Source organism: Duganella kummerowiae (genome assembly GCF_053572355.1).
On sequence record NZ_JBKFEH010000014.1, the window covers coordinates 247,720 to 261,597 of the forward strand.

Here is a 13,878-nt window from a genome sequence, read left to right on the forward strand (position 1 = left end):
GGATAGCCTTTAACGGGGAAAGTGGAGAGGCGGAAGGGCGCGCCATTCCGGCGGAATGGGAGGCAGGACGAACTGGCTGCAATCATGGTCGGGCGGAATGCAGCGTTTCAGCTGGTGGTAGTGGGCGGCAACCCGCTGCACGATCTTCTTGATGTCGGGCAGGAACTCGGGATTGGCCTTGAGGTCGCCGCAGGCCAGGGTGTAGCGCGAAAAGTCCACATACATGCCGTAGTCCTTGATCTGGCGCGGCAAGTCGAGCGGATGGCTGGTCATGATGACGGGGATGATCAGGTGGCTGGGCAGCCGGTACCATTGCTGCCGCTCCTGCTCGATCAGCTGCATGGCGGCGAACTCGCGCCGGGTGTAGCCATGGGCTTCGTACTTGGGGGTGTAGATCACGATCATGCACACGCTTTCGCACAGGGCGCGGGCAATGCGGCCGTCCAGGTCGTCGCCGCCGCCCAGCTGTTCGCTGTCGATGAACAACTCATCCTCATGGTCGAAATGAGGTTCCAGGTAGCACTGCAGCGCTTCCGCCAGATCGTTCTTGAACTTGCTCATGTACGCATGGTGGCCATGCGCGTAACTGAAAAAACAGCCGTGGCGTATCGTCATGACAGCCCTCCTGACCTGCCTGCCGGTTGGCGCAGTGACTACCAACTCTAACAAGCCGGACTCTACCCTCTTTGCGAAAACACAAAGGTGCGGGCATGCCGTTGGCGATATAGATGAGAATGGGAAATAGTGTTCCGCCCGGACGGTACGCCGGCGCGAAATGTAACCAAGAGTTACAAAGCGGACTTAGCCTTTGCGGCGCGTTCCTCGAAGAAAGCGATGACTTCTGCCTGTTCGCGGGTGCGCTTGAACGGCGGCAAGCTCTGCCAGATCCGGCGGCCATAGGGCTTGGAAATCACGCGCGGATCGCACAGCATCAGCACGCCGCGGTCGCCCTCGTCGCGGATCAGGCGGCCGGCGCCCTGCTTGAGGTTGATGATGGCTTCCGGCAGGGTATGGTGCATGAAGCCGTTCTTGCCCTGGCGTTCCATGACCTCGATGCGGGCCGCCAGCACCGGGTCGTCCGGCGGGGCGAACGGCAGCTTGTCGATGATCACCAGCGACAGCGCGTCGCCGCGCACGTCCACGCCTTCCCAGAAGCTCTGGCTGCCGATCAGCACGCCATTGCCGGCCTTGCGGAACTGGTCCAGCAATTCGGTGCGGCCACGGTCTCCCTGCACGAACAGGGGGAAAGGCAGGCCGCGCGCCTCGAACTCCTTGCGCAGGCGCTCGGCGGCGCGCTTGACGGCGCGCAGGGTGGTGCACAGCAAAAAGGTCTTGCCGCCAGCCGCCTCGATCACCGGCAGCGCGATATCCAGCACGGCGTCGGTATAGCCCAGCGAATTCGGATCGGGCAAGTCCTTGGGCACGTACAAGATGCCCTGCTGCTCGTAATCGAAGGGGCTGGGCCAGGACTTGGACGGCTCCCCTTCCAGCCCCATCTGCTCGGAAAAATGGCTGAAGTCATGCTTCACGGCCAGCGTGGCCGAGGTGAAGATCCAGCTGCGCGGCACGCCTTCGCGCTGGCCGCTGAAAATGGGGGCGATCGACAGCGGCGTCTTGTGCAGCTGCAGCGACATGGTGTAGGCCTCGACCCAGTACACGGCTTCCGCGCCCGGCTCCACCCTGGCCTTGGGATCGTACTTCCAGTCCGCCAGTTTTTTCGCCAGCTCGACGCCACGCACCCGGCACTGCTCCAGGGTCTCGGCCCGCACCGACTGGGTGTCGAGCACGGCCAGCAGGCCGTCCAGCTCATCCTTGAGGGTTTGCAGGGCCGGGAAGAAATCGCTGGAGGGGGCGATTTGCGGCAGCGACAGGCGCACCACGTCCTGCGGGAAGGTCAGGCGCAGGTCGCGCGCGGCCTTTTCCACCACCGACACCGTCTTGCCCCAGTCGGCGCCGTCGCGCGCGTGGGCCAGGCCCTCGGCCAGCACGTCGCGGCACAGCTCCAGCACCTGCGAGGTGGAGAAGGTGTCGCCGAAGAACAGGGTGGCCGTGTCCGGCAGCTGGTGGGCCTCGTCGAAGATGATGGTGTTGGCCGAGGGCAGTAGCTCGGCGATGCCGGAATCCTTGAGCGCCACGTCGGCAAAGAACAGGTGATGGTTGACCACCACCACGTCGGCCTGCTGGGCTTCCTTGCGCGCCTTCATCACGAAGCAATCCTGGTAATACTGGCATTCCGCGCCCATGCAATTGTCGCGGGTGGACGTGACCAGGTTCCAGATGCTGGCCGTTTCCGGCACACGGGCCAGCTCGGCCTTGTCGCCGGAATTGCTCATCTTCAGGAAGCGCTGGATGTCACGCAGATAGCCCACGTCCTCGCGCGCCGTCATGCGGCCGTTCTGCAGGGTGCGCTCCAGGTGGTAGTGGCAGACATAGTTGCCGCGTCCCTTGAGCAGGGCCACCGAGACCGGCGCCTGCAGCGCGTTGCGCACGGTGGGGATATCCCGCAGGAACAGCTGGTCCTGCAGGTTCTTGGTGCCGGTGGAGACGATGGTCTTGCCGCCCCACAGCAGGGCCGGCACCAGGTAGGCGAAGGTCTTGCCCGTGCCGGTGCCGGCCTCGGCGATCAGGGTGGACTGGGTGGCGATGGCGTGGGCCACGGCCTTGGCCATTTCCATCTGCGAGCGGCGCGGACGGTAGCTGCCCACGGCCGGCCCCAGCGGGCCGCCCGGTCCGAACAGCCGTTCCACCTCCTCGTCATGGACGCCAGGCGCGGCCGCCGCCACTTCGCCCACGATGGCGGGCGCAGCCGCTCCCGCTCCCGCTTCGGAGCCGGCCATGGGGGATGCGCCGGCGGCGCCGGAAGTGGAATCGTGCTGGGTCAAGGTAGGCTAGGGTTGGTGGCCGCGCGGGCGGCGGGATGGCGGCTCAGGCCGGAACGTCCGGCACCAGCTGCATTCTCAGCAGGGTGATATGGTCCTTCAGCTGCAGCTTGCGCTTCTTCAGGCGGCGCAATTGCAGCTGGTCGTGATGGCCGTCCAGGGTCAACATGGCGATCACCGCGTCCAGGTCGCGGTGCTCCACATCGAGCTCGATCAAACGGCGCTGTATATCTTGTACATCAGTCATGGGTCTCAGTCTTCTCGTACATCGTTACGTGGCGGGATGGCGGCTGCGATTATTTCACTGGAACAACAACCATGCGTGCACTGGCATGCATGGTGCATAGTTTAATGCAGGGCGGCCGCGCCGCCAACCGCTCGATGACGCCCCGCGCCGGCTCAGCGCTTGGCCGCCGCAGCCGCGGCAGCCGCTTCCTGGGCGGCGCGCTTGCGTTCGGCTTCCTCGCGCTCGGCCTTCTTCTTCGCATTCTCTTCCATCTTGCGCTTGACCTCGGCCTGGCGCTTGGCGGTCTCTTCCTGCTTGCGCTGGAAGGCGGCCACGTTGGCGGCGCGCTGGCCGGCCTGGGCGGCGTCCTCGGCGGCCTGGCGCTGGGCGCGCGCCGCATGCTGGGCCTGGCGCTCGGCCGGCGTGGGACCGGCCGGCGGCGCCTTGGGCGTATCGTCCACCACCTTGGCCGGCTTGGGCGGCTGGGCGGCGCGCAACTGCTGCTCCTGCTCGTCCTTGCGCAGGCGCTCGGCCAGTTCGGCGTCGCGCTTGTCGACCGCGTCCTGGCGCTTGAAATGGTTGGCCTCCACCTCGATGGCGCGCTCCACGGCCAGCGCGGCGCGGCGCTTTTCCCTGGCCTGGTCCAGGCAGCGGTTGGTGAAGAACTTGCCATAGCAAACCTGCTCGCTGGCGGCATATTCGGCATTGATGGCGGCGCGCTGCTCGGCCACCCGGGCCAGCCTGGCGTCGGCTTCCTGCACCGAGCGCGTCGGCGTGGCCTGGGCCTGGGCCAGGGCCGGCGCGGTGGCCAGCGCCAGGGTCAAAGTCAGGGTATTGGACAGTCGTATCATGTTGGTCCCGTTCAGGCCAGCGCGTCGGCCGCGCCGCGCTGTTCTTTTTCCATGTAGTCGCGCGACTGCATTTCCACGATGCGCGACACGGTGCGGTGGAATTCGTTGGCCAGCATGCCGGTGGTGTACAGTTCTTCGGGTTCGACCTCGGCCGACATGATCAGCTTGACCTTCTGGTCATAGAATACATCGATCAGCCAGGTGAAGCGGCGCGCCTCGGACGACATGGCGGCCGACATCATGGGTATGCCGGACAATATCACGGTATGGAAGCGGCTGGCGATTTCCAGGTAATCGTTCTGCGAGCGGGGGCCGCCGCACAGGGTGTTGAAATCGAACCAGATGATGGTGCCGGCGCGTCGCAGGGCGCGGATCTCGCGCGCCTCGATGCGTACCACCGGGTCTTCGTCGGCCGTTTCGGCGATGGCGGCGTAGGCGTCGCGCAGCTTCTTGTCGGTCTCGGCGCCCAGCGGGGTGTAATAGGTGTCGACCTGCTCCAGGGCGCGGCCGCGGTAGTCGATGCCGGCGTCGATGTTCATCACGTCCAGCTTCTCGTACAGCAGAGCGATGGTGGGCAGGATGCGGTCGCGGTGCAGGCCGTCCGGGTACAGCAGCTGCGGATCGTAGTTGGAGGTCATGATGAAGGACACACCGTTGTCGAACAGCGCCTTCAGCAGGTTGTACATGATCATGGCGTCGGCCACGTCCGAGATGTGGAACTCGTCGAAGCAGATCAGCCGGTATTTCTTGGCGATGCGCCTGGCTACCTCGTCCAGCGGATCGGCCACGCCGGTCAGCTCGTCGAGCTGGCGGTGCACGCCGCGCATGAATTCGTGGAAGTGCAGCCGGGTCTTGCGCACCAGCGGCACCACGGAATAGAAGCTGTCCATCAGGAAGGACTTGCCGCGCCCCACCCCGCCCCACATGTAGACGCCCTTGGGCACCTCGGGCCGGTTGATCAGGCGCTTGAAGCTGTTCGAGCGCTGCGCCTTGTAGGCCACCCACTCGTCATAGCACTGCTGCAGGCGGTCGACCGCGCGGCGCTGGGCCGGGTCCGGCTTGAAATCGCGTTGCTGCAAGGCTTGCTGATAAAACTCTTCGACGTTCATGTGATTCGTTTCTGCGCGGCGGACGCGCAAATGAAAAGGGCGGACCTTGCGGCCCGCCAAGAGGTTGCATCAAAACGAGCGCGGCGAGGCGCCGGCGCCGAAGACAGTGCGTTTGCACGGCGAGGCACCGCAACGAAGCCGCGCTCGTTTTTAGGCGACCTCCTTAGAAGTTCAGGGTGCGCTTGTCGATGGCCAGCGCGGCTTCCTTGGTCGCTTCCGAGAGCGACGGGTGGGCGTGGCAGATGCGCGCGATGTCTTCGGCCGAGGCCTTGAACTCCAGCGCCACCACGGCTTCCGAAATCAGCTCGGAAGCCATCGGGCCGATGATGTGCACGCCCAGGATTTCGTCGGTGGCGGCGTCGGCCAGGAACTTGACGAAGCCCGAGGTGTCGCCCAGCGCGCGGGCGCGGCCGTTGGCCAGGAACGGGAAGCTGCCGGCCTTGTAGGCCACGCCGTCGGCTTTCAGCTGCTGCTCGGTCTTGCCGACCCAGGCGATTTCCGGCGAGGTGTAGATCACCCACGGAATGGTGTTGAAGTTGGTGTGGCCGTGCTGGCCGGCGATACGCTCGGCCACCGCCACGCCCTCTTCCTCGGCCTTGTGCGCCAGCATCGGGCCGCGCACCACGTCGCCGATGGCCCATACGCCGGGCAGGTTGGTCTTGCAGTCGCCGTCCACGGCGATGAAGCCGCGCTCGTCCAGCTGCAGGCCGACGGTGTCGGCGCCCAGGCCGTTGGTGTTGGGGGTGCGGCCGATCGACACGATCAGCTTGTCGAAGGTGGCGCTCTGGGCTTCGCCCTTGGCGTTTTCATAGGCCACGGTGACGGTGTTGTCGCCCTTGGTGACGCTGGCGATCTTCACGCCCAGGTGGATGTTCAGGCCCTGCTTGGTGAACATCTTCTGCGCTTCCTTGGCGACTTGCTCGTCGACCGCGCCCAGGAACACCGGCAGGCCTTCCAGCACGGTCACTTCGGCGCCCAGGCGGCGCCACACGGAACCCATTTCCAGGCCGATCACGCCGGCGCCGATCACGCCCAGCTTGGCCGGGACGGCTTCGATGTCCAGCGCGCCGGTATTGGACAGGATCAGCTTTTCATCGAACTCGGCGCCCGGCAGCGCGCGCGCGTTGGAGCCGGTGGCCACGATCACCTGCTTGGCGCTGATGGTCTCGGTGGTCGGGCCGGAAATCGACAGCGGGTAGCCGTCGGCGGTGGCGGCGCCGGCAAACGAGGCCAGGCCGTGGAAGAAGGTCACCTTGTTTTTCTTGAACAGGTACAGGATGCCGTCGTTGTTCTGCTTCACGACGCCGTCCTTGCGCTTGATCATCTGGCCCAGGTTCAGCGACAGGCCGGCCACGTCGATGCCATGCTCCTTGAAGGCATGGCCGGCGTGTTCGTAGTGCTCGGACGATTGCAGCAGGGCCTTGGAGGGGATGCAGCCCACGTTGGTGCAGGTGCCGCCCGGAGCCGGGCCGCCCTTGTCATTGGACCAGGCGTCCACGCAGGCCACCGAGAAGCCCAGCTGGGCGGCGCGGATGGCGGCGATGTAACCGCCGGGACCGGCGCCGATCACTACTACGTCAAATTGTTTGCTCATGTCTTTATTTTCCAATCAGTTCTTCGTCCGGAACGAATATCCATAACAGAATGTAGATCACCAGGGCAAACCCGAAGGAGAGCGAGAACAGCACGAACAGCAGGCGCCAGATCCAGGATTCCATCCCGGTGGCGGCGCCCAGGCCGCCGCAGACGCCGCCCAGCCAGCGGTCGTTCAGCGAGCGGCGCAGGCGCGAGATGTCGCCGGACGGCTGGCCGCCAGGCGGCGGCAGGCGCTCCTGGTCCAGCAGGCGCGCCTTGGCGCGCGCGTATTCCTCGTCGGACAGGGCGCCGGCCTGGTGCAGCTCGTGCAGGCGCTTGATTTCTTCAGCTACGCTCATGGATGCCCTTCAGGTAAGCCCCGTCCCGGGCGGGACGGGGTGGCGATCACGGCGCGGGAATTACAGGTCCAGCAGCAGGCGTGCGGGATCTTCCAGCGCTTCCTTCATGGCCACCAGGCCCAGCACGGCTTCGCGGCCGTCGATGATGCGGTGGTCGTAGGACATGGCCAGGTAGTTCATCGGACGGATCACGATCTGGCCGTTTTCCACCACGGCGCGGTCCTTGGTGGCGTGCACGCCCAGGATGGCCGACTGCGGCGGGTTGATGATGGGGGTCGACAGCATGGAGCCGAAGGTGCCGCCGTTGGAGATCGAGAAGGTGCCGCCGGTCAGGTCTTCCAGGGTCAGCTTGCCGTCCTTGGCCTTGGCGCCGAATTCGCCGATTTTCTTCTCGATGTCGGCAATCGACATCTGGTCGGCGTCACGCAGGATGGGCACCACCAGGCCGCGCGGCGAACCGACCGCGATGCCGATGTCGAAGTAGCCGTGGTAGACGATGTCGTTGCCATCGACCGAGGCGTTCAGGATCGGGTATTTCTTCAGGGCGGCCACGGCGGCCTTGACGAAGAAGGACATGAAGCCCAGCTTGACGCCGTGCTCTTTCTCGAACTTGTCCTTGTACTTGGCGCGCAGGTCCATCACCGGAGCCATGTTGACTTCGTTGAAGGTGGTCAGGATGGCGTTGGTCGATTGCGACTGGATCAGGCGCTCGGCGATACGGGCGCGCAGGCGGCTCATCGGCACGCGCTCTTCCGGACGGTCGCCCAGGTTGACGGCCGGTGCGGCCACCTGTGCCAGGGCCGGCTTGGCGGCGGCAGGCGCCAGCGGCGCCGGGGCTGCCGGTTTCACCGGAGCGGCCAGGGCGTCGCCCTTGGTCACGCGGCCATCCTTGCCGGAACCGGCCACGTCGGAGGCGCTCAGGCCTTTTTCCGACAGGATCTTGGCGGCGGCCGGCATGGCCACGTCGCCTTTGCTTCCGCCGGTGGCGGCGGCCGGTGCTGCTGCCGGGGCCGCGGCCGGGGCGGCTGCGGCCGGGGCGGCGGTGGCGCCGGCTTCGGTATCGATGATGGCGATGACTTCATCGGCGACCACGGTGCTGCCGTCGCCCTTGATGATCTGCACCAGGGTGCCGGCGGCCGGCGCCGGCAGTTCCAGGACCACTTTGTCGGTTTCGATGTCGATCAGGTTTTCGTCGCGGGCCACTGCCTCGCCGACTTTTTTATGCCAGGTCAGCATGGTTGCTTCAGCAACCGATTCGGACAGTTGGGGGACCTTGACTTCGATTTGTGCCATTCTAAAACTCCGTTATCTTTTGTATGTACCGCGCCGGCCGGTGACTCCCGGTCCCGGCGCGGCGCTCCGTGCAGTGGTTGTTTACTTCGTCAGGATGAAGCCCTTCAGCTTCGAGAACGCCGTCTCCAGCAGCTCTTTCTGCTGGGCGTAGTGCTTGTCGTAGTAACCGACGGCAGGCGACGCGGAAGCCGGGCGGCCGGCGTAAGCCAGGCGCTGGCCGGATTCCAGGCCCTCGAAGATGTTGTGCTGGATCTGGAACCAGGGGCCCTGGTTCTGCGGTTCATCCTGGGCCCACACCACTTCCGCCAGGTTGGGGAACTTCTTCAGTTCGGCAGCGAAAGCCTTGTGCGGGAACGGATACAGCTGTTCGATACGGACAATGGCGGTATCGGTCTGGCCACGGGTCTTGCGGGCGTTGACCAGGTCGTAGTAAACCTTGCCGGAGCAGGCGATCACGCGCTTGACCTTCTTGGCGTCGATGTTCTCGTCGACTTCGCCGATCACGGTCTGGAACGCGCCCTTGGCCAGCTCGGACAGCGGCGAACCGGCGTCCTTGTTGCGCAGCAGCGATTTCGGCGTCAGGATCACCAGCGGCTTGCGGAACTGGCGCACCATCTGGCGGCGCAGCACGTGGAAGATCTGCGACGCGGTGGTGGGCTGCACCACTTGCATGTTGTTGTCGGCGCACAGCTGCAGGAAGCGCTCGGGGCGGGCCGAGGAGTGCTCCGGACCCTGGCCTTCGTAGCCGTGCGGCAGCATCATGACCAGGCCGGACGCGCGGCCCCACTTCACTTCGCCGGAGCTGATGAACTGGTCGATCACGACCTGGGCGCCGTTGACGAAGTCGCCGAACTGGGCTTCCCAGATGGTCAGGGTGTTCGGTTCGGCGGTCGAGTAGCCGTATTCAAAGCCCAGCACCGCTTCTTCCGACAGCACCGAGTCGATCACGGTAAACGGGGCCTGGCCTTCGGCGATGTTTTGCAGCGGCACATAGGTGCCGGCATCCCAGCGCTCGCGGTTCTGGTCGTGCAGCACGGCGTGGCGGTGCACGAAGGTGCCGCGGCCGGCGTCCTGGCCGGTCAGGCGCACGGCGTAGCCGGACGCCACCAGCGAGGCGAAGCCCAGGTGCTCGCCCATGCCCCAGTCCAGGTTCATCTCGCCGCGGCCCATGGCGGCGCGGTCGGCCAGCACTTTTTCCACCAGCGAGTGCACCTTGAAGCCTTCCGGCACGGTGGTGATGCGGCCGGCCAGGCGTTTCAGTTCGGTCATCGGCACGGCGGTATCGGCCGAGTCGGTCCATTTGCGGTTCAGGAACGGCAGCCAGTCGACCGCAAACTTGTTCTTGAAGTTGGAGATCACCGGATCCACGGTGTGCTTGCCGGCGTCCATGGCGGCGCGGTACTCGGCCACCAGGGTGTCGCCGCCGTCGGCCGGGATCACGCCCTGGGCCGCCAGCTTGTCGGCGTACAGGCGGCGGGTGCCGGGGTGCTGGGCGATCTTCTTGTACATCAGCGGCTGGGTCAGGGCCGGGGTGTCCTGCTCATTGTGGCCCAGCTTGCGGTAGCAGATGATGTCGACCACGATGTCCTTCTTGAACTCCTGGCGGTAGTCCATCGCGATCTGCGAGGCCAGCACCACGGCTTCCGGGTCGTCGGCGTTCACGTGCAGCACCGGCGCTTCGATCATCTTGACCACGTCCGAGCAGTAGATGGTGGAACGGGCGTCGCGCGGGTCGGAGGTGGTGAAGCCGATCTGGTTGTTGATCACGATGTGCACCGTGCCGCCGGTGCCGTAGCCGCGGGTCTGGGCCAGGTTCAGGGTTTCCATCACCACGCCCTGGCCGGCGAAGGCGGCGTCGCCGTGCACCAGGATGGGCAGCACTTGCTGGCCGGCGTGGTCGCCACGGCGGTCCATGCGGGCCTTGACCGAACCTTCGACCACCGGGTTGACGATTTCCAGGTGCGAGGGGTTGAACGCCAGCGACAGGTGGACCGGGCCGCCCGCGGTGGAGATGTCGGACGAGAAGCCCTGGTGGTATTTGACGTCGCCGGCAGGCAGGTCGTCGCCGTGCTTGCCTTCGAATTCCTCGAACAGGTCGCGCGGGGCCTTGCCCAGGGTGTTGACCAGCACGTTCAGGCGGCCGCGGTGGGCCATGCCGATCACGATTTCCTGCACGCCTTTTTCGCCGGCGCGCTGGATGATTTCATCGATGGAAGCGATGAAGGTTTCGCCGCCTTCCAGCGAAAAACGTTTTTGACCCACATACTTGGTGTGCAGGTAGCGCTCCAGGCCTTCGGCCGCGGTCAGGCGCTCCAGGATGTGCTTTTTCTTTTCAGCAGTGAAATTCGGGGTCGAGCGGATGGATTCCAGGCGCTCCTGCAGCCAGCGCTTCTCGGCCGGGTCGGAGATGTACATGTATTCCGCGCCGATGGAGCGGGTGTAGGTGTCGCGCAGGAAGTTGGTCAGGTCGCGCAGGGTCGCGGTTTCAGGACCAAAGTAGGTGTTGCTGATGTTGAACACGGTGTCCATGTCCGCATCGGTGAAGCCGTAGAAGCTGGGTTCCAGTTCCGGAATGGCGGGACGCTCCTGGCGCTGCAGCGGGTCCAGGTTGGCCCAGCGCGATCCCAGGTAGCGGTAGGCGGCGATCAGCTGGGTGGCGGCCACGCGCTTGCGGCCCATTTCGGCGTCGGCCGAGGCGACCACGGTGCGGATCGGGCCGGCCTTGGCGCGCTCGGCAAACGAGGCGATCACGGAGGCGTGGGCGACGTCGGGACGGTTGGAGCCGTCGACGGCGGGCACGTGCTGCATCTGGTCAAAATAGGCGCGCCAGTTTTCCGGTACGGAACCTGGGTTGTTCAGGTAGGCTTCATACAGTTCTTCGACGTATGGAGCATTCCCACCGAACAGGTAGGAGTTGGACGACTGCTGCTGCATCATTATTGCTCACCTTTCTTCGCGCTTCGCGAGATTAGCGGGTTAATCTAACCTTCCGCGACACGGCCTGACCGGTTAGCGGATTGCACATCAAGTTGTGGGGGAAGGGCTATATTTCTTTAGGGATTCAAAAAACGGCCATTCAGAATAGCACCGGCATTGTAGCGCAACAACCCCGCAATGGGCATAAAACCACGATAAATGTTTGTTTGCGTATCACGTTAATGCAGGCTTAAGGCACGCCGGCCGTGCCTGTCTTTCAAGCTTGTTCGGACGCCAATGGCGGCGCCGCCAGGCCGATCGCGCAGATGTAGTCGCCGTCGTGCACGAAGTCCACCCAGGCCGTCCGCCCGCTTGCCGCGTGCCGCATGCGCAGGCGGCCGCCATCGCGCTGCACGGCGGTAAAGGCATGCGGGTCGGGACGCACGGCGATGCCGGCCAGCTTGCCCAGCGCCTCCTTGGCGCCCCACAGCCGGGTCAGCCATTCAGTATCAGGGCCGCCGTCCGCGCCGGGCGGCAGCAGGGCGCGCTCGGCGCGGCTGCTGTAGCCATCGGGTGGCTGGGCGGCGCGCGCGCCTATGCGCTCGATGTCGACCCCGACCGCGCGCTGGTAGGCCGCCGCCAGCGCCCTGCCCTCGCTGTGGGCAATGCTAAGCCGGGGCGGCGCGCCGCCATCGGCCGGCCAGTGCGCCAGGTAGGGCCGGCCCTGCTCGTCGTTGCCGACCGCGAAGGCGGCCGGGTGCGGCATCAGGCCGTCGGCCTGCGCGGCCAGTGCGCGCGCCGCGTCCTTGGCGGCGATGCGCCCCAGCAGCCAGTCCAGCTGGCGCAGCGGGTGGCTGCCGCGCGCCTGGTAGGCCGCCATCTCGTCCTGGCGCAGGTAGTGGCGGGCCAGCAGGCTGCGGTCGATATCGGCCACGTCGGCCGCGTCCAGTCGCTGCAGGACCGGCGCACCGTCCAACCCGGGCGGCGGCGCCAGCGGCCGGCTCAGCAGTTGGCGCCGCGGCTGGCGGCGGAAGGCCAGCAGCCGCGCATCCCAGTTGAATTGCCAGGAACGCCAGCCCTGGATGCGCAGCCACAGTCCGCCGGCGCCGTCACCGATCTCGGCATCGGTGCTCAGCACCCGGCCCTGGGACCTGCAGCGGATACGCAGCGGCAGCCTGACCCCGGGCGGCGGTGCGGCAGCGTGGTATTCCAGCCGTCCCAGGCCGATGGGAAAGGTGGTGCGGCGGCGCTGGCGCAGGGCCCACACGGCGACCAGCTGGGCCACGCCGTCCAGCACCAGCGGCGCCGCCAGCAGCCCGGGCCGGGGACAGTCGCGGAACAGGCCATCCGGCCCGCCCGGCAGCAGGCTGGCGCTGGCGCCGTTGGCGCCGCACAGGATGTCGCCATCCAGGCAGCGCAGGCGCGACCCCTGGAACAGCTCGCCGCTATCGTAGAGGGCCGCGCCGTCCAGGCGCACCGTACGCGCGGAGTGGGCGGGCCACGAGGGGCCGGGCCGCGAGGGGCCGGGCCGCGAGGGGCCGGGCCGCGAGCGGCCGGGCCTGGAGAGGCCGGACGCGCCCTGGTCCGCCCGGCGCGCCAGGCACACCGTGCCCGACACCGAAGGCCGGCTGTCATTGCCGGCCCGGATCGCTACCGCGACCCGCTCGCCGTCGAGCACGCTGGCCTCGACCCGCAGCGCCAGCCGTGCGCTATCGGCCAGCGCGATCCAGCGCGTGGCGCTGACGTCCGCCAGGCCGGCCAGTTCCATGCCGGGCGCCAGGCAGGCCGCCGCCTCGGCCATGATTTCCAGGCTGAAGCCCATCGGCAGCAGCGGATAGCAGGCCGCCAGCGGCTTGTACGGGAGGGCCGGCACGACATGGTGGTCGGCCAGGTAGAGGTCGTTTTCCAGGTCCAGTTCACGCTCGAAGCGCACGCCTCGGCCCGGCTGGTAGCTGGCGATGCGTCCCAGGTAGGGCAGGCCGGGATCCAGGCGCAAGGCCTGCTGTTGAAGGCTGTTCACGATGCACTCCTGTCCGGATGATCGCTTGAATATGCGGGCAGGCCGGCGCCCCGCGTTTAATCTGCATCAAGCCGTACCAGATCGCTGACAAATACACAACACAGCGCAGATCTAGACAAATCGTTCTAGATGTTTTACGCTGGATGCATCACCACCCTACCCTGCGCCACCAGCACCATGAGCAACTCAGCCCCCAAACCCACCCCGTCCGAACTGGAAATGCTGCGGCTGCTATGGGACAGCGGCCCGGCCACGGCCAGGCAGGTGCACCAGGCCGCCCTCGCCGCCCGGCCGGACATGAATTACGCCACCGTGCTGCGCCTGCTGCAGGTGATGCACGCCAAGGGCTTGCTGACACGCGACGAAAGCCAGCGCGCCCATGTGTACGCCCCGGCCCAGGCCCAGGATGCGCTGCAGACCAACCTGCTCAAGGAGTTGATACACAAGGCGTTCGCCGGTTCCGGCAAGGCGCTGGTACTGGCCGCCCTGCGAGGTGGCCACGTGAGCAAGAAGGAAAGGGAGGAAATCCAGGCCCTGCTGGACCAGGAGGGCGACCGCCACTGACAGCGGCGCCGCTTGCGCAAGATGGGCTCCTGACACCGGCCCGGCCATGCATGTTGCGGCCGGGCTCAGGCCAAGTGGCGAAAAAA

Annotated in this window: 11 protein-coding genes; 1 reads left to right on the forward strand and 10 read right to left on the reverse strand. The window is 66.2% G+C overall.

Translation table 11 applies throughout. The features are described 5' to 3' along the window. Window positions 1–9: 9 nt before the first annotated feature. The 10 genes from ACLB1G_RS19330 to ACLB1G_RS19375 form a co-directional block, all read right to left on the reverse strand. A complete protein-coding gene (locus tag ACLB1G_RS19330; RefSeq protein ID WP_491628863.1) occupies window positions 10–615 on the reverse strand; it encodes a toll/interleukin-1 receptor domain-containing protein in 606 nt (201 codons plus the stop codon). 173 nt (window positions 616–788) lie between these two features. Continuing rightward, window positions 789–2,837, reverse strand: a complete 2,049-nt coding sequence (gene yoaA, locus ACLB1G_RS19335; RefSeq protein WP_491628924.1) for a DNA repair helicase YoaA — start codon at window positions 2,835–2,837, stop codon at window positions 789–791. Window positions 2,838–2,925: 88 nt separating this feature from the next. Continuing rightward, window positions 2,926–3,126 (reverse strand): YdcH family protein, encoded by a 201-nt coding sequence (locus ACLB1G_RS19340; protein WP_491628864.1) that lies wholly within the window; start codon window positions 3,124–3,126, stop codon window positions 2,926–2,928. A 152-nt stretch (window positions 3,127–3,278) separates the two neighbouring features. Then, window positions 3,279–3,956 carry a hypothetical protein gene (locus tag ACLB1G_RS19345; RefSeq protein WP_491628865.1) on the reverse strand — a complete coding sequence of 226 codons (678 nt, stop codon included), beginning with the start codon at window positions 3,954–3,956 and terminating at the stop codon, window positions 3,279–3,281. An 11-nt stretch (window positions 3,957–3,967) separates the two neighbouring features. Next, entirely contained in the window at window positions 3,968–5,065 is a 1,098-nt protein-coding gene (gene zapE / locus ACLB1G_RS19350) for a cell division protein ZapE (protein WP_491628866.1), read from the reverse strand. 163 nt (window positions 5,066–5,228) lie between these two features. Then, window positions 5,229–6,659 carry a dihydrolipoyl dehydrogenase gene (lpdA, locus tag ACLB1G_RS19355; protein ID WP_491628867.1) on the reverse strand — a complete coding sequence of 477 codons (1,431 nt, stop codon included), beginning with the start codon at window positions 6,657–6,659 and terminating at the stop codon, window positions 5,229–5,231. A 4-nt stretch (window positions 6,660–6,663) separates the two neighbouring features. After that, a complete protein-coding gene (locus tag ACLB1G_RS19360; RefSeq protein WP_491628868.1) occupies window positions 6,664–6,999 on the reverse strand; it encodes a PspC domain-containing protein in 336 nt (111 codons plus the stop codon). A 60-nt stretch (window positions 7,000–7,059) separates the two neighbouring features. Continuing rightward, window positions 7,060–8,292 (reverse strand): 2-oxoglutarate dehydrogenase complex dihydrolipoyllysine-residue succinyltransferase, encoded by a 1,233-nt coding sequence (odhB, locus tag ACLB1G_RS19365; RefSeq protein ID WP_491628869.1) that lies wholly within the window; start codon window positions 8,290–8,292, stop codon window positions 7,060–7,062. 81 nt (window positions 8,293–8,373) lie between these two features. After that, complete coding sequence (locus ACLB1G_RS19370; RefSeq protein WP_491628870.1) at window positions 8,374–11,229, reverse strand: 2-oxoglutarate dehydrogenase E1 component; 2,856 nt, start codon at window positions 11,227–11,229, stop codon at window positions 8,374–8,376. A 256-nt stretch (window positions 11,230–11,485) separates the two neighbouring features. Next, window positions 11,486–13,228 (reverse strand): 4'-phosphopantetheinyl transferase superfamily protein, encoded by a 1,743-nt coding sequence (locus ACLB1G_RS19375; RefSeq protein WP_491628871.1) that lies wholly within the window; start codon window positions 13,226–13,228, stop codon window positions 11,486–11,488. Window positions 13,229–13,405: 177 nt separating this feature from the next. Here ACLB1G_RS19375 and ACLB1G_RS19380 point away from each other — a divergent pair, with 177 nt between their 5' ends. Further along, on the forward strand, window positions 13,406–13,792 hold the full coding sequence (locus ACLB1G_RS19380; RefSeq protein WP_491628872.1) for a BlaI/MecI/CopY family transcriptional regulator: 387 nt from the start codon (window positions 13,406–13,408) through the stop codon (window positions 13,790–13,792). The last annotated feature ends 86 nt before the right edge of the window (window positions 13,793–13,878 follow it).